This window comes from Pseudomonas sp. FP1740 (assembly GCF_030687165.1).
Taxonomy (GTDB): domain Bacteria; phylum Pseudomonadota; class Gammaproteobacteria; order Pseudomonadales; family Pseudomonadaceae; genus Aquipseudomonas.
This window is the reverse complement of record NZ_CP117461.1, coordinates 3,951,480-3,976,385: the sequence shown is the minus strand read 5'-3', so window position 1 is coordinate 3,976,385 and position 24,906 is coordinate 3,951,480. Positions and strand designations below refer to the sequence as shown.

Here is a 24,906-nt window from a genome sequence, read left to right as displayed (position 1 = left end):
GGGCGGAGGAAAACCAAATCCTGACATTATCGATCCTTTTGAGTGGTGTAGAGGCTTGATGGCAAACAAACGAGCATCCCATCCCCCCGGTTCCGTTGGCGGGTTTTTGGCATGTTGAAGGCGGTGCCGGATTCGCCCCTGCAGGAGGTGAGTGATATTTGCAGCGACTCGGTTCCACTTCATGCGTTCAGGCAGGCGGTGCGGGCCTGCAAACCTACCGCAATCAACGCGCGGTTCAACAAGCTGCTTGACCCACTGGCCGACTCGCTCACAAGGCACCGAATAGCGATTTCGCGCCACGCTGATCAGGCAGGTGCTGGAAACCCTTACGGTGCGCTCGACGTAGCCATCAAAGGCTGACGGCATCGGCATCATTTCGCCCCGTTCCAGCTCCAAAACTTCCGCCACTGTTAGTCCGTTGTACTGCGGATGCGGCATCTCGCTCCAGAGCGCACGACAGCGTTGGCCGATCCAGGCATTCAGTTCCTCGAAGGTGTGGAACATGCAGTTTTGAGCGTCAAGCCAAATGCGCCGTCGACTGTCTTGAACGTTCTTCTCGACAATGCCCTTTTCCCAGCCAGAGGCTACGTTGCAGAAATCCGGATCGAACAGGTAGTGCGCGCACATCACGGCAAACCGAGCATTGAACGCGAGGAGCTGGCGTCCCACACCGCAGCGCCGGGAACGACCGCGAGGCCCGGACTTCCGGGCGCCGCGGTGGCAGATCAACTAACCAATTTGGACAATCGGCCCAGAGGGCCCAGTCGGAGCATTTGGAGGAAAAGGTCCGTATGTGAGCGAGACAAGGTTCAGGGTATTCGTGAAGGTCTCCACGCCGCGCCCGCTCGACACCGAAGTGCTCCACCGGACTTGAGAGTATCCAGAAGAGGTCGGGGTACACGTGCCCGTTTCGCCGGGCTTAACCGCGTTACAAGTGAACTCCATGGTCTGTTTCCCATCGAAAATTTGGTTGTTCCACCAACGCACGTTCGCGATCACGTTGGATGAGCCATCGGTCACGTCCTCTGGCAATTGAAGCCATTTGATATCATTGCAAGAGGATATAAATGGGTGGATGAATTTCACGAGACACTAGGATGCTTGACCTCGTGACAGCTCTCTCCACAGAGCTAGCTGGCGTTGATGGTGCCTAAACAACGCCAGGAGCTGATCACGGCCGCCCTCGGCTTGGCCGACGAAAGGCACCAGGCCGAGGCGATCGCCGGGTTAGTCAATGGTTATCAAGCTGCGAGGGTTCGTGACTTTGTTGAGGGGCTGGCCGATACCATGCGCAAGCCGGGGGGTTAAGCCGGCCTTCCAGAAAATTCCGTCACCCCAGATTTAACCCGGCCAAGAGTGCCTCCAGGTCGATCACTTTGCCGTCGTGTGAAACGTGTCATTCCCTTTTAGTAGGATATGCCGCTAGGCAGCTAGCGAAATCTGCGTGGACGGCCGATCAGTCGCAAATAATGTGAGCCAGCGGAAGGTCAGTAGAAGGACGCCCGCTTTCGCGTCCGCGACACCGAGGAATGAAGCCGATACCCAACTGACTGAGTCAGCAAAACGAAATCCGTGACCGCAATTTCGATCAGCGACGCTACCCGCGCGGACATGGCCACGCAGTCGATGAATCGCTATTGCAGTATCTGTCGCCGCTGGGCTGGGAGCACATCAACCTGACAGGTGATTACCTGTGGCGCCGCAACAGCCCGTTACGACGGGCTTAGTATACGTTGAACTCCCTTTTCTGAGGCGACCCCAAGCGGCTGCACCTGACGTTGGCTTTCGAAGCCGGGTATCAGACCGGTGAGCGCCCAGGTACTATCACGGCACTTCGACGATTTGGAACCTGCGTTGACGCGCAATGGCTATCGCATGAAAGACCTTGTGGAACAGTTCAACGCCACAGCACACGAATTCAAGGCATTGTTCAGCAACATGATCCTCTTACGGCTTCTGTTTGCAAGGCAGTAGAGGACCAGACAGCAGCGATAACACCATCGCCTTCTACCGGCGTCGCGCACGCCTTATCGTTTGGAAGGCGCCTTCAGCTTCAACTTGAAGCCCCGGTTAATTGCCGCGCGCGTGCCTGGGTCAAGTCTGTGGTCCATAATGGCCGTATTGACCGCCGCCTCCAACGCTGCTGGGCGCTCTTCACCCGCAGCAGGCGCCAGCGCGGACCAGTGCCGACCCTGCTGCTCGAGATGGCACAGAAATCGTGAAATATTAGAGCGGTACGACTGGTCAAGGGTTTCGGGCAGTTGCGCCATCACTGTTTGGTGTTCGAGCAACACAGGTGCCAGTCGGACCTGACCGGAAGGCCCCTGCAGAAGCAGGTTGAAGCCGTGGTTAAGTGCCGCGCGCGTGCCTGTGTGAAGTTCGTGGTGCTGCACGGCCGTATTGACCGCCGCCTCCAACGCTGTTGGGCGTTCTTCACCCGCAGCAGGTGCCAGCGCGGACCAGCGCTGACCCTGCTGCTCGAGATGGCGCAGAAATCGTGAAATTCTAGAGCGCTGTTGCTTGTTAAGGGTTTCGGGCAGTTGCGCCATCACGGTTCAGTGTTCGGCCAGTAATCGTGTGGCTCCCCGCGTGGAGGCGGTCGATTGCAGCGCGCGCAAGGGGCCAGAGGACTGCGTCGACGACGGATAGGGAGGAGCCGCCCGCTCCTTGCCCCTGCGAGTGCGGGAAACGCCTGAGGTGGATGGGGCCGACGCGGCGTCGGCTCCGGACACAATGTGCCCAACAGGATGTGCGCCTTCGTCAAGCAGCGGCGGCGGTGCCCAGTATGATTCAGAGTGGTCCGAGTATCGTGAGGCCTTGCTCGACGTCGTCTCCCGGCTCTCGGTCGTGCTGCCCGACGGCAGGGACGACCCCGAGATGTCCTGCGGACTCCGTCTCTGAATCAAAGCACTGCGCAGTTGCGCTTCTGAGCGCGCGTGGAGGAAGTCGGAGCTATTCTGAGCCCGTTGCCGATTCAACTTCTCCAGCACAACCGTTTTTGGGGTGGGTCTAGCGTAGTCCTCGGACGGCAATGAATGCAGATAGTTCTTTGAGGAAGGTGAGAGCTCTCTGCGCGATGAGCCCGTGAACTCGGCGGGTTGGGGGGGGGATTGCCTCGACGAGCCGCAAGCAAGGTTTGAACGGTGCTGTTGCACGTCCTCTGCGGTGTTCGGCAAATGATCTGGTCCCAAAGCCGATTGCGTAGAGGCCTCCAATGGCGCTAAATCGCTAGGGCCTGCTGGTGGGTTGGTGGCATTGGGAACCGGGGCCGATGCAGCGAAGTTGGCGAGGTATGCAGAATACGGGGGAAGGGGACTCACTCTTTTCTCCTTGGGGGACGAGTAGCAGGCAGTCGCCTGCCAAAGATCGTTCGACCGAATGCTGACCATGGTCACGTGCATCGCCTATTGGGTGGTCTGGGGGCGAGTTGGGTTCCAGGGCACGGGAAAGTCGATGGGGCGCTCCGGCTGAATGACTGGCCACCTCGGACAATCCGCGCAGGCCTATCGCGTTGTCTCAGGATTTTCAATGTCGACAAGTAGTTGCAGACCCCATGAGTGAATGTCCCCTCATCTGGGCATGCCCCTGGTGAGCCCCTTAGAGGACGAGCATGCAGTGATAACAACCGTCGTCTTCTACCGACGGCGCGCAAGCCTTATCGCCTGGAAGGTGCTTTCAGTTTCAACTTCAAGCCCCGGTTAATTGCCGTGCGCGTGTTTGGGTCAAGTCTGTGGTGCTTAATGGCGGTATTGACCGCCGCCTCCAACGCTAGTGGGCGCTCTTCACCCGCAGCAGGCGCCAGCGCGGACCAGCGCTGACCCTGCTGCTCGAGATGGCACAGAAATCGTGAAATATTAGAGCGGTATGACGGGGTAAGGGTTTTGGGCAGTTGCGCCATCAGTGTTTGGTGTTCGGGCAGCACAGGTGTCAGTCGGATCTGACCGGAAGGTCCTACTAGAACCAAGTTGAAGCCGTGGTTAAGTGCTGCGCGCGTGTTTATGTGAAGTCCATGGTCCTGCATGGCTGTCTTGACCGCCGCCTCCAACGCTAGTGGGCGCTCTTCACCCGCAGCAGGCGCCAGCGCGGACCAGCGCTGACCCTGCTGCTCGAGATGGCACAGAAATCGTGAAATATTAGAGCGGTATGGCGAGGAGAGGTTTTCGGGCAGTTGCGCCATCAATGTTTGGTGTTCTGCCAGTAATGGTGTCAGTCGGACCTGACCGGAAGGCCCCTGCAGAACCAGGTTGAAGCCGTGGTTAAGCGCCGCGCGCGTGTTTCTGTCAAGTCCGTGGTGCTGCATGGCCGTATTGACCGCCGCCTCCAACGCCAGTGGGCGCATGTCGTCCGCAGCGCTGACCAACGCGGACCAGTGCTGACCCTGCTGCTCGAGATGGCGCAGAAATCGTGAAATATAGGAGCACTGTTGCGAGGTAAGGCTTTCGGGCAGTTGCGCCATCATTGTTCGGTGTTCGGCCATCAGTAATGATCTGGCTCCCCGCGAGGGTCCGGAGGACTGCGTCGACGACGGATAGGGGGGAGCCGCCCGTTTCTTGCCCCGGCGAGTGCGGGAAACGCCTGAGGTGGATGGGGCTGACGCGGCGTCGGCTCCGGACACCCTGTGCCCAAAAGGATGTGCGCCTTCGTCAAGCCGCGACGGCGGTGCCCAGTGTGACTCCGAGTGATCGGAGTCTCGTGAGGCCTTGCTCGACGTCGTCTCCCGGCTCTCGGTCGTGCTGCCCGACGGCAGGGACGGCCCCGAGATGTCCTGTGAACTCCGTCTCTGAATCAAAGCATTACGCAGTTGCGCTTCTGAGCGCGCGTGGAGGAAGTCGTCAGAAGTCAGGTGGCGAGTCAGGTGGCGAGTCAGCAATAAGTCCGTCACGACGGGTGTTATATCCGCGAGGGTATAATTCGCGCTGTCGGAGCTATTCTGAGCCCGTTGCCGATTCAACTTCTCCAGCACAACCGTCTTTGGGGTGGGTCTAGCGTAGTCCTCGGACGGCAATGAATGCAGATAGTTCTTTGCGGAAGGTGAGAGTTCTCTGCGCGATGAACCCGTGAGCCCGGCGGGTTGGGGTGTTGACTGCCTCGACGAGCCGCAAGCAAGGTGCTGTTGCTGCACGTCCTCTGCGGTGTTCGGCAAATGATCTGCTCCAAAAGCCGATTGCGTAGAGGCGTTCAATGGCGCTAAATCGCTATCGCCTGCTGGTGGGTGGGTGGCATTGGGAACCGGGGCCGATGCAGCGAAGTTGGCGAGGTACGCAGAATACGGGGGAAGGGGACTCACTCTTTTCTCCTTGGGGGACGAGTAGCAGGCAGTCGCCTGCCAAAGATCGTTCGACCGAATGCTGACCATGGTCACGTGCATCGCCTATTGGGTGGTCTGGGGGCGAGTTGGGTTCTAGGGCACGGGAAAGTCGATGGGGCGGTCCGGCTGAATGACTGGCCACCTCGGACAATCCGCGCACGCCTATCGTGTTGTCCCAGGATTTTCAATGCCGATAAGTAGTTGCGGATCTCATGAGTGAATGTCCCCTCATCTGGGCATGACCCTGGTGAGCCCCCTTAGAGAACGAGTGCAGTGATAACAACCGTTGCCTTTTACTGGCGTCGCGCAGGCCTTATCACCTGGAAGGCGCCTTCAGCTTCAACTTGAAGCCCCGGTTAATTGCCGCGCGCGTGCGTTCGTCAAGTCCGTGGTCCTTAATGGCCGTATTGACCGCCGCCTCCAACCCTGTTGGGCGCTCTTCGCCCGCAACAGGCGCCAGCGCGGACCAACATTGACTCTGCTGCTCGAGATGGCACAGAAATCGTGAAATTTTAGAGCGGTATGGCGAGTCGAGGCTTTTGGGCAGTTGCGCCATCAATGTTTGGTGTTCGAGTTGCACAGGTGTCAGTCGGACCTGACCGGAAGGCCCCGCTAGAGTCAGGTTGAAGCCGCGGTTAAGTGACGCGCGCGTGCCTTCGTCAAGTCCATGGTCCTTAATGGCCGTATTGACCGCCGCCTCCAACGCTAGTGGGCGCACTTCGCTCGCAGCAGGCGCCAGCGCGGACCAGCGCTGACCCTGCTGCTCAAGATGGCGCAAAAATTGTGAAATATTAGAGCGGTACGACCGGCCAAGGCTTTTGGGCAGTTGCGCCATCACGGTTAAGTGTTCGGCCACCAGTAATGATCTGACTCGCCGCGTGGGGGCGGTGGATGGCAACCCGCGCGAGGGGCCAGAGGACTGCGTCGACGACGGATAGGGGGGAGCCGCCCGTTCCTTGCCCCTGCGAGTGCGGGAAACGCCTGTGGTGGATGGGGCCGACGCGGCGTCGGCTCCGGACACCCTGTGCGCAAAAGGATGTGCGCCTTCGTCAAGCAGCGGCGGTGCCCAGTGTGACTCCGAGTGGTCGGAGTCTCGTGAGGCCTTGCTCGACGTCGTGCTGCCCGACGGCAGGGGCGGCCCCGAGATGTCCTGCGAACTCCGTCTTTGAATCAAAGCACTACGCAGTTGCGCTTCTGAGTGCGCGTGGAGGAAGTCGTCAGAAGTCAGGTGGCGAGTCAGGTGGCGAGTCAGCAATAAGTCCGTCACGACGGGGGTTATATCCGCGAGGGTATAATTCGCGCTGTCGGAGCTATTCTGAGCCCGTTGCCGATTCAACTTCTCCAGCACAACCGTTTTTGGGGTGGGTCTAGCGTAGTCTTCGGACGGCAATGAATGCAGATAGTTCTTTGCGGAAGGTGAGAGTTCTCTGCGCGATGAGCCCGTGAGCTCGGCGGGTTGGGGTGTTGACTGCCTCGACGAGCCGCAAGCAAGGTTTGAACGGTGCTGTTGCATGTCCTCTGCGGTGTTCGGCAAATGATCTGGTCCAAAAGCCGGTTGCGTAGAGGCGTTCAATGGCGCTAAATCGCTATCGCCTGCTGGTGGGTGGGTGGCATTGGGAACCGGGGCCGATGCAGCGAAGTTGGCGAGGTACGCAGAATACGGGGGAAGGGGACGCACTCTTTTCTCCTTTGGGACGAGTAGCAGGCAGTCTCCTGCCAAAGATCGTTCGGCCGAATGCTGACCACGGCCATGTGCATCGCCTATTGGGTGGTCTGGGGGCGAGTTGGGTTCCCGGGCACGGGAAGTTGATGGGGCGCTCCGGCTGAATGACTGGCCACCTCGGACAATCCGCGCAGGCCTATCGCGTTGTCTCAGGATTTTCAATATCGATAAGTAGTTACAGACCCCATGAGTGAATGTCCCCTCATCTGGGCATGACCCTGGTGAGCCCCTTAGAGGGCCAGCTGCAGCGATAACAACCGCGCCTTCTACCGGCGTCGCACAAGCCTTATCACCTGGAAGGCGCTTTCAGCTTCAACTTCAAGCCCCGGTTAATTGCCGCGCGCGTGTTTGGGTCAAGTCCGTGGTGCTTAATGGCTGTATTGACCGCCGCCTCCAACGCTGCTGGGCGCACTTCGCCCGCAGCAGGCGCCAGCACTGACCAGCGCTGATCCTGCTGCTCGAGATGGCACAGAAATCGTGAAATATTAGAGCGGTATGACGGGTTAAGGCTTTTGGGCAGTTGCACCATCAATGTTTGGTGTTCGAGTTGCACAGGTGCCAGTCGGACGTGACCGGAAGGCCCCACTAGAGTCAGATTGAAGCCGCGGTTAAGTGACGCGCGCGTGCCTTCGTCAAGTCCATGGTCCTGAATGGCCGTATTGACCGCCGCCTCCAACGCTAGTGGGCGCATGTCGTCCGCAGCGCTGACCAGCGCGGACCAGCGCTGACCCTGCTGCTCAAGATGGCGCAAAAATTGTGAAATATTAGAGCGGTACGACCGGCCAAGGCTTTTGGGGAGTTGCGCCATCACTGTTCGGTGTTCGGCCACCAGTAATGATCTGACTCGCCGCGTGGAGGAGGTGGATGGCAGCGCGCGCGAGGGGCCAGAGGACTGTGTCGACGGCAGATAGGGGGGAGCAGCCGGTTCCTTGCCCCGGCGAGTGCGGGAAACACCTGTGGTGGATGGGGCCGACGCAGCGTCGGCTCCGGACACCATGTGCGCAAAAGGATGTGCGCCTTCGTCAAGCGGGGGCGGCGGTGCCCAGTGTGACTCCGAGTGGTCGGAGTCTCGTGAGGCCTTGCTCGACGTCGTCTCCCGGCTCTTGGTCGTGCTGCCCGACGGCAGGGGCGGCCCCGAGATGTCCTGCGAACTCCGTCTTTGAATCAAAGCACTACGCAGTTGCGCTTCTGAGTGCGCGTGGAGGAAGTCGTCAGAAGTCAGGTGGCGAGTCAGGTGGCGAGTTCGCAGTAAGTCAGTCACGACGGGGGTTATATCCGCGAGGGTATAATTCGCGCTGTCGGAGCTATTCTGAACCCGTTGCCGATTCAACTTCTGCAGCACAACCGTTTTTGGGGTGGGTCTAGCGTAGTCCTCGGACGGCAATGAATGCAGATAGTTCTTTGCGGGAGGTGAGAGTTCTCTGCGCGATGAGCCCGTGAGCTCGGCGGGTTGGGGTGTTGACTGCCTCGACGAGCCGCAAGCAAGGTTTGAACGGTGCTGTTGCATGTCCTCTGCGGTGTTCGGTAAATGATCTGGTCCAAAAGCCGGTTGCGTAGAGGCGTTCAATGGCGCTAAATCGCTATCGCCTGCTGGTGGGTGGGTGGCATTGGGAACCGGGGCCGATGCAGCGAAGTTGGCGAGGTAGGCAGAATACGGGGGAAGGGGACTCACTCTTTTCTCCTTGGGGGACGAGTAGCAGGCAGTCTCCTGCCAAAGATCGTTCGACCGAATGCTGACCACGGCCACGTGCATCGCCTATTGGGTGGTCTGGGGGCGAGTTGGGTTCCAGGGCACGGGAAAGTCGATGGGGCGTTCCGGCTGAATGGGTGTCCGGTAATGAGATGGTCACCCCTGACCCAGCGAGGGCTAGGGGCATGCCGAGATAAGGCAAAATCAGGGTGTTTGCTTGTCCGGATTTTCAATACCGCATCGATGCCCTCACCAAGCGCCACTTGGGCCGCCCAACTTATACGCAAACCTCGCCTTGCGACACAACTGGCGCTCCAGGCATCGTCCCACCCCAGCTTGAGGACGAGCGCAGTGGTTGGCAGCCAGACCTCCCTCCACAAGCGGGCGCAGTGCTTGGGCTTACTAGAAAGCATCAAGGCTTTCACTCCAGGCGCTGACTGACCACAGAAACATAACTCAGGTTCGAAACTTATTTCGGAGACAGCAGGTTAGCCGCCCGGCGAACCAGATCATAGCTGGTGGTCTTGGGTTGCCGGCGTTGTGGTGCCAGCGTGGTATGCAGCGCTGTCTAAAATCGGAACATAGAACGAGATCGATGCCCGATGCGACGCCGGGCTAAACTCCTACTCTGGGATTGAGCACGGCTTGTCGCCTTTAGCCGCTAACTGACCAGTCCGGCGATCGCCCTCGCCTTGGCTTGCTCATCGAACAGACCGAGCGCTGCATCGACCAGGTTCTTGCGCTGTGACTCGTTCAGGTAAGCCAGCCCGGTGCCAAGCTCGGCGATCGCGTCGGCCTTGTACCTTTCATATATCAAGTTGAGGGTGGCGTCGACCAAACCCTGGCGCTGTGTCTCGTTCAGGTGCAGCAACCCGGTGCTTAACCCTGCGATCGCTTGAGTCCTGTACGCCTCATGGGCCAGGCCGAGAGCAACGTTGACCAGGCCCTGGCGCTGTGTCTCGTTGAGGTGCAGCAATCCGGCGCTTAACCCAGCGATCGCTTGGGCTCTGTATTCATCATGGGCCAGGCCGAGAGCGACGTCGAGCAAGGCTTGGCGCTGCGGTTCGCTCAGGTGCACCAGTCCCGCTCCTAGCCCGGCGATCGCCCTGACTTTTTCCCTCTCATCGGTCAGGCCGAGGGCGGCATTAACCAGGGATTGGAGTGGTGACTCGCTCAGATGCACGAGCGCGGCGCCCAGCCCGACGATCACCCTGGCCTTGCCCCACTCATCGGTCAGGCCGAGGGCGGCAGCGACCAGACCTTGGCGCTGCACCTCGTTCAGGTGTACCAGCTCGGCACCCAGCCCGGCGATCGCCTGGGCCTTGTACTTCTCATCGACCAGGCCGAGGGCGGCGTCGACCAGGTCCCGGCGCAGGGCCTCTTTCAGGTGTGTGATCCTCGCGCTCAGCCCGGGGATCGTCAGGCTCTTGGACCATTCATGAGTGAGGCCGAGGGCGGTTTTGACCAGATCCTGGCGCTGCGCCTCACTCAAGTGCTCCAGCCCGACGCCTAGCCCGGCGATCGCCTCGGCCTTGCGCCACTCATGGGGCAGGTCGAGTGCGGCCTTGACCAGGTCCTGGCGCTGCGATTCGCTCAGGTGCGCCAGCCCGGTACCCAACCCGGCGATCGCTTCAGCCTTTCGCCACTCCTGGGTCAGACCGAGGGCGGCGGTGACCAGACCCTGCCGCTGCGACTCGCTCAGATGCACCAGCCCGGTGGCCAACCCGGAGATCGCCGTGGCCTTGTGCATTTCACTGACCTGGCTGAGGGTGTAGTTAACCAAATCCTGGCGCTTGTTCGGACTCAATAATCCCAATGGTCTGCCACAGGAATAGGCTTTCATTGACCGAATCAATGCATAGGCGCCGAGACGATTAACGCTGGATATCAGGGCGAGGTGATTGCCCTCGAGGGCCTTGTCTCCCAGTTCCTCCGTCCTTAACCCCCTGGTACTTGGAAAGACGAGTCGCATATTCAAGAACGTATTGTGACCAACTGTGGATCGCTCTGTCGCTTGAGTCTCAGTTAACATTGGAGAGCTCGGAGAAGGGACCGACCCTGTTCTACAGTGGCCGGTTGCCAAGTGCCAGAAATACAGATTTTCATCGGTCATGGATTCCTTAAGAATTATGCAGGAAAGGGTAACAGCGTTCTGACGCGCTAATACTTGGCGCGCAGATGAACGTCTACCACGGTCTGTGTCGAGCGTACTGGGTGGCTTGAGAGCGATTCTGGTTCCGGAGTACGCGAAAATCGAGCGGGGTAGTCCGGCAAACACCGCATGAGATCGATGCGTCCAACTAATACTTTAGGTTACATATGATTGCGGGCAATTACGCTACACACAAACACCCGAAGGTGAAGGCTTGACTTAAGAAGCACAAACGTTCTACATGCATTTCCACCCCGACATCCAACTCGTGGATAAACGCGGTTGAGTGCTTATTTCGCAATATTACGGTGTAATTGCGTGAGGGTAGTCTATTTTGAGTAAAATATAGCTAGCCCATGAGGCGGTGGCCTCACAGGTTAATAGGTAAGTAATTTCAAAGCATCACATAGGCAACAGAATCCCAATTTCAATTGCCTTCACTTGCAGTCTTAGGTTTTACCAGGCAGGCGGATATGCCATCGCCGATTGTGTAATGAATGCGGCTGCAAACAGAGTAGCGCTGGTAATCAGGTATTTGATAAAGCTCATGGTTATTCCTCTTTATTTGAATAGCTAAGCCGAAAATTCAGCTGAGCTACGCTATTAGTAGTTCACCTTGTCAATTCAGTTCCCTTTAATTCAAATGGTACGTCGAGGCTAAGTTTACCGGCGAAAAAAATTTTCTTCTCAGGCAGTCATCAGGCCAGGAACGATCTCAAGCGAGACCCGGCGGTCGCGGTAGGAATGGCAGTCACCTGTCTCCCGCACAGATCCATACGTGCGGATTACCGCATCCTGCCTTGGGTTTTGACACCGAAGCGGGTTATGGGGGTGGTAAGGATGCATTGGTAAGGCCATCTACTCGTTGAACATCCCATATCGTAACGATGAGGCGCGGGATAAGACGGCACATGATTTGGTCGACCGAGATCAGCCAAGAGGCCGAGATGCGCAATTGCGTTATCGAAGCGGACGCCTGGGAGGAAGGCGCTGAGCGGCAATGGTAGGCCTTGCGTTGGTTTTTGGTTCATTGCTCCCAAGCCCCATCTCTCGCGCGATCTGAGAGTCTGCGATATCACGGGCATCCCGGCCGGACCTGGCTAAGCGGTCAGGTTTTTGGTCGGCGAGTGTATCCCCGCAACGAACCGCAGCAAGAGCCTGATCCAGTCCTGGTCAGGATCGATTGGTGCCAGTCAATCCATGATCCTCCTGCGCCTCTGTTTGCAAGGCAGTAGAGGACGACCAGCCAGCAGCGATGACACCGCGCCTTCTACCGGCGTCGCGCAAGCCTTATCGCCTATGAGGCGCCTTCAGCTTCAACTTGAAGCCCCGGTTAATTGCCGCGCGCGTGCGCTCGTCAAGTCCGTGGTGCTGCATGGCTGTATGAACCGCCGTCTCCAACGCTTCTGTGCGTTCTTCGCCCGCAGCAGGCGCCAACGCTGACCAGCGCTGATTCTGCTGCTCGAGATGGCACAGAAATCGTGAAATATTAGAGCGGTATGACCGGTCAAGGGTTTTGGGCAGTTGCGCCATCACTGTTTGGTGTTCGGGCAGCAAAGGTGTCAGTTGGACCCGACCGGAAAGCCCCAGCAGAGCCAGGTTGAAGCCCTGGTTAATTGCCGCGCGCGTGTTTGTGTGAAGTCCGTGGTCCTGCATGGCCGTATTGACCGCCGCCTCCAACGCTGCTGGGCGCCTGTCGCCCGCAGCAGGTGCCAGCGCGGACCAGCGCTGACCCTGCTGCTCGAGATGGCACAGAAATCGTGAAATTTTAGAGCGGTATGACGGGGCAAGCCTTTCGGGCAGTTGCGCCATCACTGTTTGGTGTTCGGCCAGTAATGGTGTCAGTCGGACCCGACCGGAAGGCCCCTGCAGAGCTAGGTTGAAACCGTGGTTAAGTGCCGCGCGCGTGTTTGGGTTAAGTCCGTGGTTCTTAATGGCTGTATTGACCGCCGCCTCCAACGCTGCTGGGCGTTCTTCACCCGCAGCAGGCGCCAGCGCGGACCAACACTGACTCTGCTGCTCGAGATGGCACAGAAATCGTGAAATATTAGAGCGGTACGACTGGTCAAGGGTTTCGGGCAGTTGCGCCATCACTGTTTGGTGTTCGAGCAACACAGGTGCCAGTCGGACGTAACCGAAAGGCGCCTGCAGAGCCAGGTTGAAGCCGTGGTTAAGTGCCGCGCGCGTGCCTCGGTGAAGTCCGTGGTGCTGCATGGCCGTATTGACCGCCGCCTCCAACGCTGCTGGGCGCTGTTCGCCGGCAGCAGGTGCCAGCGCAGACCAGCGCTGACTCTGCTGCTCGAGATGGCACAGAAATCGTGAAATATTAGAGCGGTACGACTGGTCAAGGGTTTCGGGCAGTTGCGCCATCACTGTTTGGTGTTCGAGCAACACAGGTGCCAGTCGGACGTAACCGAAAGGCGCCTGCAGAGCCAGGTTGAAGCCGTGGTTAAGTGCCGCGCGCGTGTTTGGGTCAAGTCCTTGGTGCTGCATGGCCGTATTGACCGCCGCCTCCAACGCTGCTGGGCGTTCTTCGCCCGCAGCAGGTGCCAGCGCGGACCAGCGCTGACCCTGCTGCTCGAGATGGCGCAGAAATCCTGAAATTTTAGAGCGGTACGACCGGTTAAGGGTTTTGGGCAGTAGCGCCATCACGGTTCGGTGTTCGGCCAGTAATCGTGTGGCTCCCCGCGTGGGGGCGGTGGATGGCAACGCGGGCGAGGGGCCGGAGGACTGCGTCGACGATGGATAGGGAGGAGCCGCCCGTTCCTTGCCCCGGCGAATGCGGGAAACGCCTGTGGCCGATGGGGCCGACGCAGCGTCGGCTCCGGACACAATGTGCCCCAAAGGATGTGCGCCTTCGTCAAGCAGCGGCGGCGCCCAGTGTGACTCCGAGTGGTCGGAGTCTCGTGAGGCCTTGCTCGACGTCGTGCTGCCCGACGGCAGGGACGGCCCCGAGATGTCCTGCGAACTCCGTCTCTGAATCAAAGCACTGCGCAGTTGCGCTTCTGAGTGCGCGTGGAGGAAGTCGTCAGAAGTCAGGTGGCGAGTCAGCAATAAGTCAGTCACGACGGGGGTTATATCCGCGAGGGTATAATTCGCGCTGTCGGAGCTATTCTGAGCCCGTTGCCGATTCAACTTCTCCAGCACAACCGTCTTTGGGGTGGGTCTAGCGTAGTCCTCGGACGGCAATGAATGCAGATAGTTCTTTGCGGAAGGTGAGAGTTCTCTGCGCGATGAGCCCGTGAGCCCGGCGGGTTGGGGTGTTGACTGCCTCGACGAGCCGCAAGCAAGGTTTGAACGGTGCTGTTGCACGTCCTCTGCGGTGTTCGGCAAATGATCTGGTCCAAAAGCCGGTTGCGTAGAGGCGTTCAATGGCGCCAAATCGCTAGGGCCTCCTAGTGGGTGGGTGGCATTGGGAACCGGGGCCGATGCAGCGAAGTTGGCGAGGTACGCAGAATACGGGGGAAGGGGACGCACTCTTTTCTCCTTGGGGGACGAGTAGCAGGCAGTCTCCTGCCAAAGATCGTTCGACCGAATGCTGACCACGGTCACGTGCATCGCCTATTGGGTGGTCTGGGGGCGAGTTGGGTTCCAGGGCGTGGGAAAGTCGATGGGGCGCTCCAGCTGAATGGGTGTCCGGTAATGAGATGATGACCCCCGCACCCATGCACTGTGAGGTGCAGGGGGAAGCGTTGACAGGGGAAGCCGATGGGCCAGCCATTGAGCCGCGTCATCAGGAGTCCGGGATGCTGCCGATGCTGTTAAGCGACGCAGGAAGGCAATCCGGAGCATGGCGTTATACGCCAATGCCTCGAAAACACGACTGATTGAGTTTGGTCGTTTTGCTGCGAGAAATCGTAGGAAGCGAGGTTTATGCAGACCGGAGGCGTTTGACTTCCTGGGCTTCACGCATTGTTGTCGTGCCAACAGAAACGGGGGATCTCAAATCCTGCGACTGACGGTCAAGAAGCAAGTGTGTACAACACTGCTGGCTATTCGGGATGAGTTGTAAGGCCAACGTCGTGAGCCTGTTCGACCAAAGGATCGCAGCAGCAGGCGCTGGTCACGGCCGCCTTCGGCCTGGCCGACGCCGTGAAAAACCGACTCCTCAGCGCTGAAGAATCGATTATCGAGACGTTCGACTAGCGCCTGCTCAGAGGACTCATCATGCGGGTCAGTTCGAAAGTGATTGATAACTGAATTTATCGGTGAACTTGTTTAGCCGTTCAGGGGCGAGCTTCTTGCGCAACGGGCCCACATGGAGCTGCTTGCCCGCCCTATGCGCCAACAACGGCAGGCGAGTTTCGTGGATCGAGGCTGGATCAGAAGCCTGCGGCCCCCTTGAGCGAGAGCTTTGGGCAACGTCACTGTTGGAAGAAGAGCCCAAGGCCCGCGCGGCCCTTGTCGAGCATCAGCCCCTGGGCAGGCGAAAACCGTCCCTTGCCGGTGCTCACCCAACTTTTGGAGGCGCGAACGATTACGACCAACATGGGAGTGCATCAGAACACGGAATTTAAAGCACGTTAAGCGTGTTCTGGGGCGCCCCCCCAGGAAGCCCCCCGAAGCGGATGCCTTGGAAGAAGGCACAGGGCGAGGTTGGTAGGGCGTAATTCCGTTGCTCCCCAAACCCCAATATTGGCGATGGCTGTCGGTGTTTGCCAGGCACCCGCGGAGGGTGTCGCTCTTTTCGCGGCCTCAGCGATTAACCGGCGTGTCCTGACTGGGGTTGTGGGTTGGCGCCAGTTTGCGCAGGGTATCGGCCAGCCCCTCAACGAAGATAGCCACGAACCCTCGAAGCTTGATAACCATTGACCAGTCCGGCGAGCGCCTGGGCCTTGTGCCTGTCGTCGGGCAGGCTGAGGGCGGCTGCGACCAGCGCCTGCTGCTGCGGCCGTTCGAGAGCCGCCAGCCCGGCGCCCAACCCGGCGATCGCCGTGGCCTTGTACCAGTCGTCGGCCAAATCGAGGGCGGCCGCGACCAGCCCCTGGCGCTGTGTAGGCCCCATCAACGCCAGCATGTGGCTATTTATCTGATGAATCGCCAGACGCGGTTTGAGTGCGTTGAAGGCGCCTATCAACGGTTGCAGAAAATCGTAATGCGCCTTGACCGACTGCTCACCCACTACCGACTTGCTTAAAAACTTGTTGCTCAACATGAGGGCGTGCCGCCCCGCGGCCGTATCACCCGCTGAGCCACTGGCGACCCGACGGATAATCTCCTGTAGCAACTCCGCGGGAAGGCTCCGGAGTCCGGTCTTGGGCGATGTGCCCGATCGGTCAAGGGTCGCCTCAAGGACCGCCGAGGACAACGAGGTTTTTTGTGAGGAGTTGCCCGGGCTGATCGGTGTCCCTGTCGCATCCGTACGATCCATACGCTTCTCGGGTGGCTCTGGTGTCGCTGTCGTTGAAGTCGAAATGGAGGCGACTGCCGAGGGGGGCGCGTCTGGCACAACAGTGGGCGGCGGGCTGGCAGAGGAAATACGCGTCATCGGTTATAGATTCCTTACGGTTCAGTTGACGGCCGGGCACGGAAGCCGGCGGTGTAACCGTGGATTGACTCACGGCCTTGTGTGTCGAGAGTATTGAGTGGTCTGAGCGCGGTTCGAGTTCCACCACGGCTACCCGACCCGAGGGGAAATCCCCCTGGCTCATGAAGCGCAGGGGCGAATGTATGGGGTCGTCATGAACTGGATACTGCGAGGGCTATTTCCGCGTTGTCGCGCAAATAACCTTGAGGGGCGGTGTTTGCCAGATACCCGCGGAGGGTGTCGCCCAGCCCCTCAACGAAGATAGTCACGAACCCTCGAAGCTTGATAACCATTGACCAGCCCGGCGAGCGCCCGGGCCATATGGCAGATCCGGGGGAAGATGCTTGCGTTGATACATACCCTAGTACGTAGCGGCAGCCCATCGGTTGCCGGTGTCGCGATTTGCGCAGAAACAATATGACTGTCCACCGGGGGGCGAAGCGGGTATACGACACTCTTTCCACCCATGCTAAAACGCTGATCACGCTGGTTGATTAGCGCTGTTGCCGAACTTGTCGATATTTTTGATGATCGAGCTGGTACCTGAATCCTGATGGCGGACGACTACGCCTGGCAGACCGGGCGATTTAACTGGAAGGTGTCATTTGGCGCAGCAGTGTTTGCGGTGTCTCAATTTGTCGCGCTTGTTCGCGCAATTGACGCCGATCTTCGCGGTACCGCAGCAGGTACGGTTTGACCCGCTCGCGCAACACCATTTGCTCAGTCATCGACAGTCGCAGCTGTGCGTCCAGGCTGTCATTCGCCTGCTGCCGGACAATGGCGGCGCGGCCGGGGGGGGGCAAAATGACTGCGCAATCGACAATTTCGTACTGCAATACAGGTCATGTAATTACACCTATAAAGCACCAATATTGATCGTAGCTGACTGGGGAATTGTCAGGTTTGAGAAGACAAGATTTTCACGCGTCATACCGCTTTTCAGCGTAGCCGCGGAAAAAAAAACGGTACACACAAGAGGCGCCCAGAAGGTTTGCGGTGCCTACCAGAAGCGGCTTGCAATCGAAAACGGCCATGCTTGCAACCAACGCTATTTGAGGCTCGGATTAATTGCGATTGAAGCAGCACCTGTGCTCGCATGAACTGCGACTAAACTTGCATCCAGCGGCACGTGCCTGCATTCCATTTGCGCAGGCTCACATTATTTGTGATTGACGGACCGTCCATCGAACTTTCGTTTTTTTTTGTAAAGTCGAAAGCCGCAGCTTCATTCACAACTAATGCTGGTTTGCGGAGGTGGATAAATGCAGCTAATTTTGGTCGAAAATCCCGATGAATACAGGTCGGTGTGTTTATGAATGCAAGTCACTTCTCTTATCCATGGAACTCAAAAGCTCGAAACGCCACTCATTGGTTCTGTGTTTTAAATTAAACCAATGAGCGGGATAAACAATGAGCGGGATAAACAGAGCCTCTGGTTCGCCGACTACCCCCATCCAACACAGCCCAAGCCAGTCGTCTGAGCCAGTTCGATTATTAAAGATAGAAACCGCTGATCAGGCTAGAGATCACTGGCGTACGATCACGAGCCCGTTACAAGCCGTAGAGGCGATGAGCGCGCTTGACCAGATGGCAGAGGTAGGGCATATAAGCGAGCAGACCTATCTGCTATTGGCGAATGCACTGCGGGAGTTACACAACACTCTACAGAGAGCAACTACTCAGCCAGGAGCAGCTAACCTGCCAGTACGCCCCCCGCCGCCTCTTTGGCGGCCTCCAACCACGGACCAGGCGAGTACGACTTACATCAGCGGACTGGGCGCCGGGCTGGCGGCGCTCGGACGGCCGGAGTAGCAGGCGTTGGGCCTGGCCCCCCGAGGCGTCGCCGACAGGGAGGGCCAGGCCTAAGTAGCGGCTTGCAATCGAAAACGGCCATGCTCACATTTACTGCAATTAAACGGCGGGAACGTGCATGTAACCCAATGTCGCCAAGATAGCTGGCCGTCCAGGGACGGGCTCAGATGCAGTTGAATCTGTAATTGGATGGAGTCGCCCGCGCCGAGGCGTCAATGCGCCGCGGTGGCAGTCTAATAAGCCAACGGGCCCTTATTTTTTCTCACCGTTCGCGCAAATCACGTTCGCGCTTTTCTCCCTGCGTGGGGATGCGTACCTGTTTTTCGGTGGACAAATCGTATAAAGCGCAGCGATGAAGGTGGCTAGCTTCATCGCTGTGCTTCTCAATGGCGAAGGACTTGGTACGGTGATTTTCTTTTCCTCCTCCATCACTTGTTGAAGGCGGCGTAGTATCGCGGTGAATCGCCCCGGATTCTCTAGACACCTTGCAAGCTTATTGCGTAACGCTTTTCAAACTCTACCGGTGACAGCTGATTGTTGAAACCATGGCGGCGTTTTACGTTGTAGAACATCTCGATGTAATCGAACACATCACTCCGAGCATCTTCCCGCGTGGTGTAGATTTTTCGCTTGATCCGTTCCCGTTTCAGAAGCTGGAAAAAGCTCTCGGCCACGGCGTTGTCATGACAGTTGCCTCGGCGACTCATACTGGCAACCAAATTGTTTGCCTTTAAAAAGCTGCGCCAATCGGAGCTGCTGTATTGGCTGCCTTGGTCGGAATGAACCATCACCTCTTGCTTAGGTTTACGCCTCCAAACCGCCATCAACAAAGCGTCAATAGCCAAATCACTGGTCATCTGCGCTTTCATTGACCAGCCAACGACCTGACGAGAAAACAGATCAAGCACCACCGCCAAATACAACCAGCCTTCATACGTACGAATGTAGGTGATGTCGGTGACCCAAACCTTGTTGGGTTCCACGACATCGAACTGGCGCTTCAGCAAATTGGGTGAGGCGACCGCTGGCTTACCGCCGTACTTTCCAGGGCGGCGTCGATAACCTGTCTGAGAACGCAGACCTTCAAGACGCATCAGCCTCGCCACACGATGACGACCACAATCCTCACCGACCTCGCGCAGATCGTCATGGATTTTGCGATAGCCATAAACGCCGCCGCTCTCCAACCAGGAATGCTTGATCAAACCCAGTAATCGCTGATCGTCTTTAGCGCGTGCAGATTGCGGCTCAGACAACCAAGCGTAATAACCACTGGGATGGACTTTCAGCGTCAGGCAAAGCCGTCGAATGGAATAGTCGCCCGCTCGCTGCTTGATAAAGGCGTACTTCAACCGCACTCCTTGGCAAAGTACGCGGCGGCCTTTTTTAAGATGTCTCGCTCTTCGGTGACCCGCTTGAGTTCGGCTCGCAGACGACGCAGTTCAGCGTGCTGATCATCGTCTTGCTGCCGTTCTGCCTGAGGTTTGCTGTAGCGCTTTATCCAGGCATAGAGGCTATGCGTCGACACGCCAAGACGCGCCGCCACATCAGCGACGGGTAGCTTCTTTTCGGTCACTTGATTGACCGCTTGGATTTTGAATTCTTCGGGGTAATGCGGGTTGCTCATGGCACCTCCTAATTGGCCTCAGTTTAAGGCAAAGAGGTGTCTACGAAACCCGGGGCGATTCAGTCCATCTATTTAAGTGGACACCATTTTTAGCCTCACAAGCGGATCGCCATGCGCTAACGAACCTCTTATCCAAAGCCCTTCAAAACCCAAGTCGTCCAGGAATGCCTGCAACGTCCTGGTCGGCGTCATCGTCGAAGGCGAATGGCATACCGATCGTGTTTAGTAAGGCTCATCACAGAGTGCACCTTAATAATGAAGGAAAGATAAGAATACTTCTTACAAAATTATCGAAAAAGCCTCTATAGGAATAAATAATTAATTCATAAAAAAAAGCACTTCCCCTAACCTTTTAGCATCAATTGCGGAGGTGCATTTATGTTGATTTTCATTAAGTCGATGATCATTGGGCTTTGTATTGCAGCCCCTGTGGGACCCATTGGGCTGTTGTGCATACAGAGGAGCCTTGCGCTTGGATGGAGAGCAGGTTTCGCGACAGGGTTAGGGGCGGCCACAGCCGATTCGATCTATGGATTTGTCGGTGCGCTGGGAATCACAGTCATCATAGCGACACTCATTAGCTTTAAGCCATGGTTGTGTATTTTGGGGGGGGGGTTCCTCGCGTACATTGGTTATCAAACAATAAGATCGAAAGCGAGCTCAACAGCCCTGGCGGGTGAACGAGCCAACCTGCTAAAAGCCTACTTGAGTACACTGTTTTTGACACTGTCGAACCCAATGACCATCCTGTCGTTTATTGCGATATTTGCTGCCATGAGCGACGGCATGGCTAATGATCAAAGCGGTCAGCACTCAGTGCTGCCTATGGTGACAGGTATATTTCTAGGCTCGGCTGTCTGGTGGCTGGGATTGAGCGGATTCTCCTCTATATTCAAGACCAGAATTTCCCAATCAAAGCTCAGGTTGATCAACTATTTTTCCGGGTCAACCATAACCATCCTGGGTGCCTACCAAGTAGCCACTGGCGTTATGCTCGCCACAGCAGTTTAAGCGGGAAATTGAGACAAGGCTTATTTCTCATTGACTGATGGGTAAGCCTTGGCATCAATCCCCTACGGTCTGACGGAAGGATGCTTTACTGCATTCTGGATTCAATGTACGCCCTGAGGTTGCCTATCGCTTGTTTGATTTCTGATTCTGTCGCATTGCTAAACGACAACCTGACCTGAGTGACAGCCTGATTCGTCAGCGAAAACAAGGAAGTGGGAAATACAATAACCTTGAAGTTCCTGGCGCACTCGCACATTTCAAAATATTCAAAGGTGAAAGGCAGCTGTACATTGATGAAAAAACCTCCCTCTGGATGGTTCCAGGTGACGCTTCTTCGAGAGTCAGCCTTGATCGGGAATTCACGTTCAAGGCATTCAATCATATAGTTTCTTTTTTGCCTGTAAGACAATACTCTTGGTTGATTAAGCTGTTTTAAAGAGTAATTGTTCTCTATCAGTAAACCTCCGACAATTGCTTGGCACAGGGCAGGTGTATTGACGGTGATCAAGCTTTTGGCTTTACATAATCTGGCGCTAAAGGAAATCACCCCAGCGCTCTCCGGGGCGACTACATAGCCCATACGCAATCCCGGAAAAATTGACTTTGCAAAAGAGCCAAGAAGGAATACTCGACTACTGTCGATCGACTTCATCAAGGGGATTTTATCTCCCTCGTACCTGAAGTAGCTGTAGGCATTATCCTCCAGGATAAAAAAATTCATTTCATTGGCCAAGGAGAGCAGAGCCTTTCTGTCTTCATAGGAAAGGCTGTTAGCAGTAGGGTTACTAAAATCTGAAATCGCGTACAGCGCTTTTACCTTTTCCCCCTTGGACTCAAGATCTTCAGCTACCTTGCGCAGGGCAGATGGATCGAGGAAGGTGTCCTCGGGAACGGGTACAATTTTTATTCTTAATAATTTCGCAATCCCCGTTATTCCGGAAAACACAGGGTCAGGCACTAATAAAACACCACCTCCTTCAAAAATTGATAGCAGTGTCAAGGTCGCAGCTTCCTGAAACCCCATACACACGACAATACTTTCAGGGTTGAAAATCTTTATGCCTTCATCCACCTGCAAGTGTTCGGCTATTATGCCGTTGATAATTCCGGTGGTTTTTCCATATTGGCAAAGTAGTGTCGCAAGCGAGTGTTCCGGATTGACGGCGTATCGTGCATAGCTGGCCAGCCCTTTATCAATAAGGGACAGGTCGCATTGCTCGTCGTCAGGTCGGCCGGAAGCCAGAGAGATTGCCTCTGGATTTTCACTGGAAATGGAATTTAGAAGATGGATAACGTTCAGAGTAGGGTCTTCGAATATCGTTTTTTCGAGTACGCTGGGCAATCTCGCTTCTCCATGAAAAAGCAACGAGCCGTTGAAGGCTCGTTGCTCATGATTAACATCTATTACACAGGTTTAAGTGCACTTTTTTGATTGGCCATATTTTCCATGGCCACAAATGCCTGAAGCAGATCCTCTTTAAGATCCTCAAGGGCCTCTAAACCAAAACACAATCGTACCAACCCCTTTTCAATCCCCATATCCGCTTTTTCCTGCTCAGTCATCGAGGCATGGCTTCCACTAAAGGGTTGCGCAACCATTGACGTGACACAGGCCATTCCTGTACCCGTTCCAAACCATTTGAGGGAGCTGGTGAAGGTTTTGTAAAAGGGGACCAGATCGGGCCGAATATCAACAAACACAATGCCACCGTAGCCGGTCAATTGTTTACCATCGACTCGTGGATAATAAACATGCTCAATAAAGGGCAGTTCCCGCAGATAGTTGAGCATGCTGGAGGTTGTGTTGCTGTGTTTCTCCATGCGCAGGTTAAATGTCTGCATGCTTCTGCGAAGCAGCCATGCGCTATTAGGCGCTAATATTGAGCCTGAATAAAAGCGGCCTTCGAGAAGGCGCGTATGAATCATTTCATTGTTGACGAGTACCAGGCCGCCCATGACATCGCTATGCCCGGAGAAATACTTCGTTGCGCTGTACAGAGAAATATCCGCGCCGAAGTTCAGAGGCTTTTGAAATATCGGAGTGGCCCACGTGTTGTCAACGACCACCAGAGCGTGTGGGTTGTTTTGCTTGACCGCCTTGCTGACCGCATGAATATCAATGTCTTTCAGAAAGGGATTGGTCGGTGTTTCGAAAATAACCATGTCCACGTTCAACGGCAACTCTTTCAATCCACTTTCCGTGGTGAGATCCAGAATCGTCAGTTTCGCACCGATACGTGCCGCATATCGCTGAAACAGCTTATAAGAACAGCCATAGATATATTTGTTGATCACCAGCGACCCACCGGGTTTCAGCAGCTCCAGCACCATGTAGATGGCACTCATTCCGGTGCTGTAGGCCAAGGCGTATTCGCTTCCTTCCAGTGCAGCGACAACCTGTTCCAGCTCAGTCACATTGGGATTGGCTTTTCTCGAGTAGAAGAACGCCGAGTCAGCGCTAAAAGCGCTGCACTGATAAATAGGCGTCACGGATGGGTGGGCCTCTCGGTCATCGACCCTGATATGGAGTATTTCAGTAGACACGCTCATGATTTGCTCACCAGTTTGATAACCTGCTCATACATGTTCTGCTTGCCTTCATACCCAATGGTCGGCGTGATGTCGTTTTGCGAAATACCAATCTCTTCAATCGACTCGGTTGGGAAGTGAGCCCTGTCGAATACTTCATGAAGATTTGAGTTCACCCCCTTGGGAAGCCAGACTTCAGGGCCTGATTCATCAATTCGTGCCTTGGCAATAATAAATCGATAGCTTTCATACGGCCGCAATGTCAGTGATTTCCAATCACTGTTGATCCCGTCGGTATAGTTGCGCCGCAGGTAGACGGTCTGTTCAAAGTCTTCAGTATTCAGCACTTGGGCGTGCAGCGATACGATATCCCCATGCCACTCGAACTTTCGCTTCTCGTAAGAGGTCAATGCAGCCTCTCGCAGTTCAACAGGCGTGTTCGCTTTGTGTTCGCCCAGTAACTTGAAGTGTGCGTCGTGCCCACACCGGGCACAGCAACCGTTGCTATCCAATCCGATTAGTTCAGCATTCAAACCGTAGCGGGTAACGAGTAGAGCGTTACAATTATTGCAGTTGGTGTTGGTGCCCTCGACATCATTTACGTTACCCAGATAAACATGCTCAACCCCCATGCTCCGGGCAATGTCCCGAGCCTTCAGGAGTCTATCCACGGGCGTCCTGATGCTATTACTCATTTTATAATCAGGGTGAAACCTTACAAAGTGGAGCGGTACATTCGGGCCCAGTTCATCCAGTACCCACTGGCTAATTTTCCTGGCGGTATCCTCATCGTCACTGATATCGGTAACCATCAAGGTGCTGACTTCAACATATTTACCAGCATCGTATACTTTCTTGATGCCAGCCAGAACGGGTTCTACCCAGCCTGTTGTGACTTTTCTATAGTATTCGGGGGAGATGGATTTTAGCGAAATCGAGAATATGTCGATGACTGGCAATAGTTCGTCAATGGCTTCTTCACTGATAAAAAAAGCTGATTTGTATAAATTGATTAAGCCCGCTTCCTTTGCCAGCTTTGCCGTGTCGAGGATGAATTCATGCCAGACAACAGGGTCGTTATACGTCCAGGAGATAACGCGTATACCATGCTTCAAGGCAGTTTCTACAACCTGCTCAGGCGTATAGTAGTAAACATCTTTATCTGTCACATACTTGGCCTGAGAGGTCTTCCAATTGTGGCAGTAGCCGCAGTTAAGCATGCAGCCGATATTGCCTAGGGAAAGGATTCGCTCTCCGGGAGCAAAGTGGAATACCGCCTCGGTTTCGATGGTCTCTTCGGTGCTGTGAACGCCTTTGCCATAATTCAACGTAACTAACCGGCCGCCTCTGTTTCCGCGCACCTTGCAAAAACCTACTTTGCCCTCCTGAATGACACAGTTTCGGGGAGAAAGATGACACTTTACAACGCCGTTCGGGAGTATTTCTTCCAACTTTGCAGGCGTGCTTTCCAAGGTCCAGTTTTTATTTTTTGTAGTGTCCATCTCTCACTCCTCATCTCACGGAAGT

Annotated in this window: 14 protein-coding genes and 4 pseudogenes; 5 read left to right on the top strand and 13 right to left on the bottom strand. The window is 56.1% G+C overall.

Annotation, left to right across the window (positions count from 1 at the left end; translation table 11 throughout):
- Nucleotides 1-231 precede the first annotated feature (231 nt).
- Nucleotides 232-645, bottom strand: a pseudogene (locus PSH69_RS17760) (IS21 family transposase); the annotation flags it as partial.
- A 501-nt stretch (nt 646-1,146) separates the two neighbouring features.
- Here PSH69_RS17760 and PSH69_RS17755 point away from each other — a divergent pair.
- The gene (locus PSH69_RS17755) at nt 1,147-1,308 is read left to right on the top strand and encodes a hypothetical protein (protein WP_305409280.1); all 162 of its coding nucleotides are present in this window, start codon (nt 1,147-1,149) and stop codon (nt 1,306-1,308) included.
- A gap of 257 nt (nt 1,309-1,565) precedes the next feature.
- Nucleotides 1,566-1,727 (top strand): annotated as a pseudogene (locus PSH69_RS17750) (Tn3 family transposase); the annotation flags it as partial.
- A gap of 300 nt (nt 1,728-2,027) precedes the next feature.
- Here PSH69_RS17750 and PSH69_RS17745 read toward each other — a convergent pair.
- The 5 genes from PSH69_RS17745 to PSH69_RS17725 all read right to left on the bottom strand — a co-directional run bounded on the left by PSH69_RS17745 (nt 2,028) and on the right by PSH69_RS17725 (nt 10,564).
- The gene (locus PSH69_RS17745) at nt 2,028-2,549 is read right to left on the bottom strand and encodes a hypothetical protein (RefSeq protein ID WP_305409279.1); all 522 of its coding nucleotides are present in this window, start codon (nt 2,547-2,549) and stop codon (nt 2,028-2,030) included.
- 1,106 nt (nt 2,550-3,655) lie between these two features.
- Nucleotides 3,656-4,477: a hypothetical protein gene (locus PSH69_RS17740; protein ID WP_305409278.1), complete on the bottom strand. Its 822-nt coding sequence runs from the start codon at nt 4,475-4,477 to the stop codon at nt 3,656-3,658.
- 1,147 nt (nt 4,478-5,624) lie between these two features.
- On the bottom strand, nt 5,625-6,164 hold the full coding sequence (locus PSH69_RS17735; protein ID WP_305409277.1) for a hypothetical protein: 540 nt from the start codon (nt 6,162-6,164) through the stop codon (nt 5,625-5,627).
- 1,156 nt (nt 6,165-7,320) lie between these two features.
- Nucleotides 7,321-7,839 (bottom strand): hypothetical protein, encoded by a 519-nt coding sequence (locus PSH69_RS17730; RefSeq protein ID WP_305409276.1) that lies wholly within the window; start codon nt 7,837-7,839, stop codon nt 7,321-7,323.
- A 1,543-nt stretch (nt 7,840-9,382) separates the two neighbouring features.
- Nucleotides 9,383-10,564, bottom strand: coding sequence for a hypothetical protein (locus tag PSH69_RS17725; protein WP_305409275.1), 1,182 nt, complete (start codon nt 10,562-10,564; stop codon nt 9,383-9,385).
- 461 nt (nt 10,565-11,025) lie between these two features.
- Between PSH69_RS17725 and PSH69_RS17720 the strand changes: the two are divergent.
- Nucleotides 11,026-11,184: pseudogene (locus tag PSH69_RS17720) on the top strand (IS630 family transposase); the annotation flags it as partial.
- A gap of 718 nt (nt 11,185-11,902) precedes the next feature.
- On the opposite strand, the pseudogene PSH69_RS30290 reads toward PSH69_RS17720, so the two are convergent.
- The 3 genes and pseudogenes from PSH69_RS30290 to PSH69_RS17710 all read right to left on the bottom strand — a co-directional run.
- Nucleotides 11,903-12,079 (bottom strand): annotated as a pseudogene (locus tag PSH69_RS30290) (recombinase family protein); the annotation flags it as partial.
- 84 nt (nt 12,080-12,163) lie between these two features.
- On the bottom strand, nt 12,164-13,522 hold the full coding sequence (locus tag PSH69_RS17715; protein WP_305409274.1) for a hypothetical protein: 1,359 nt from the start codon (nt 13,520-13,522) through the stop codon (nt 12,164-12,166).
- Nucleotides 13,523-15,641: 2,119 nt separating this feature from the next.
- The gene (locus PSH69_RS17710; RefSeq protein WP_305409273.1) at nt 15,642-16,244 is read right to left on the bottom strand and encodes a hypothetical protein; all 603 of its coding nucleotides are present in this window, start codon (nt 16,242-16,244) and stop codon (nt 15,642-15,644) included.
- Nucleotides 16,245-17,035: 791 nt separating this feature from the next.
- Here PSH69_RS17710 and PSH69_RS17705 point away from each other — a divergent pair.
- A complete protein-coding gene (locus PSH69_RS17705) occupies nt 17,036-17,500 on the top strand; it encodes a hypothetical protein (protein WP_305409272.1) in 465 nt (154 codons plus the stop codon).
- A 1,188-nt stretch (nt 17,501-18,688) separates the two neighbouring features.
- Here PSH69_RS17705 and PSH69_RS17700 read toward each other — a convergent pair.
- Nucleotides 18,689-19,839, bottom strand: a protein-coding gene (locus PSH69_RS17700; RefSeq protein WP_305409271.1) for an IS3 family transposase whose coding sequence is annotated in 2 segments (ribosomal slippage) — nt 18,689-19,605 and nt 19,605-19,839 — 1,152 coding nt in all. Because the reading frame shifts where the segments join, the coding sequence is not laid out codon by codon here.
- Between the two features lie 378 nt (nt 19,840-20,217).
- On the opposite strand from PSH69_RS17700, the gene PSH69_RS17695 reads away from it, so the two are divergent.
- Entirely contained in the window at nt 20,218-20,850 is a 633-nt protein-coding gene (locus PSH69_RS17695; RefSeq protein WP_305409270.1) for a LysE family translocator, read from the top strand.
- 85 nt (nt 20,851-20,935) lie between these two features.
- Here PSH69_RS17695 and PSH69_RS17690 read toward each other — a convergent pair whose 3' ends face one another.
- From PSH69_RS17690 to amrS, 3 genes are all read right to left on the bottom strand, one after another.
- Complete coding sequence (locus PSH69_RS17690) at nt 20,936-22,192, bottom strand: PLP-dependent aminotransferase family protein (RefSeq protein WP_305409269.1); 1,257 nt, start codon at nt 22,190-22,192, stop codon at nt 20,936-20,938.
- Between the two features lie 62 nt (nt 22,193-22,254).
- A complete protein-coding gene (locus PSH69_RS17685) occupies nt 22,255-23,400 on the bottom strand; it encodes a PLP-dependent aspartate aminotransferase family protein (protein ID WP_305409268.1) in 1,146 nt (381 codons plus the stop codon).
- Nucleotides 23,397-24,881, bottom strand: coding sequence for an AmmeMemoRadiSam system radical SAM enzyme (amrS, locus tag PSH69_RS17680; RefSeq protein WP_305409267.1), 1,485 nt, complete (start codon nt 24,879-24,881; stop codon nt 23,397-23,399). Before amrS ends, PSH69_RS17685 begins: the two co-directional genes overlap by 4 nt.
- Nucleotides 24,882-24,906: the final 25 nt, after the last annotated feature.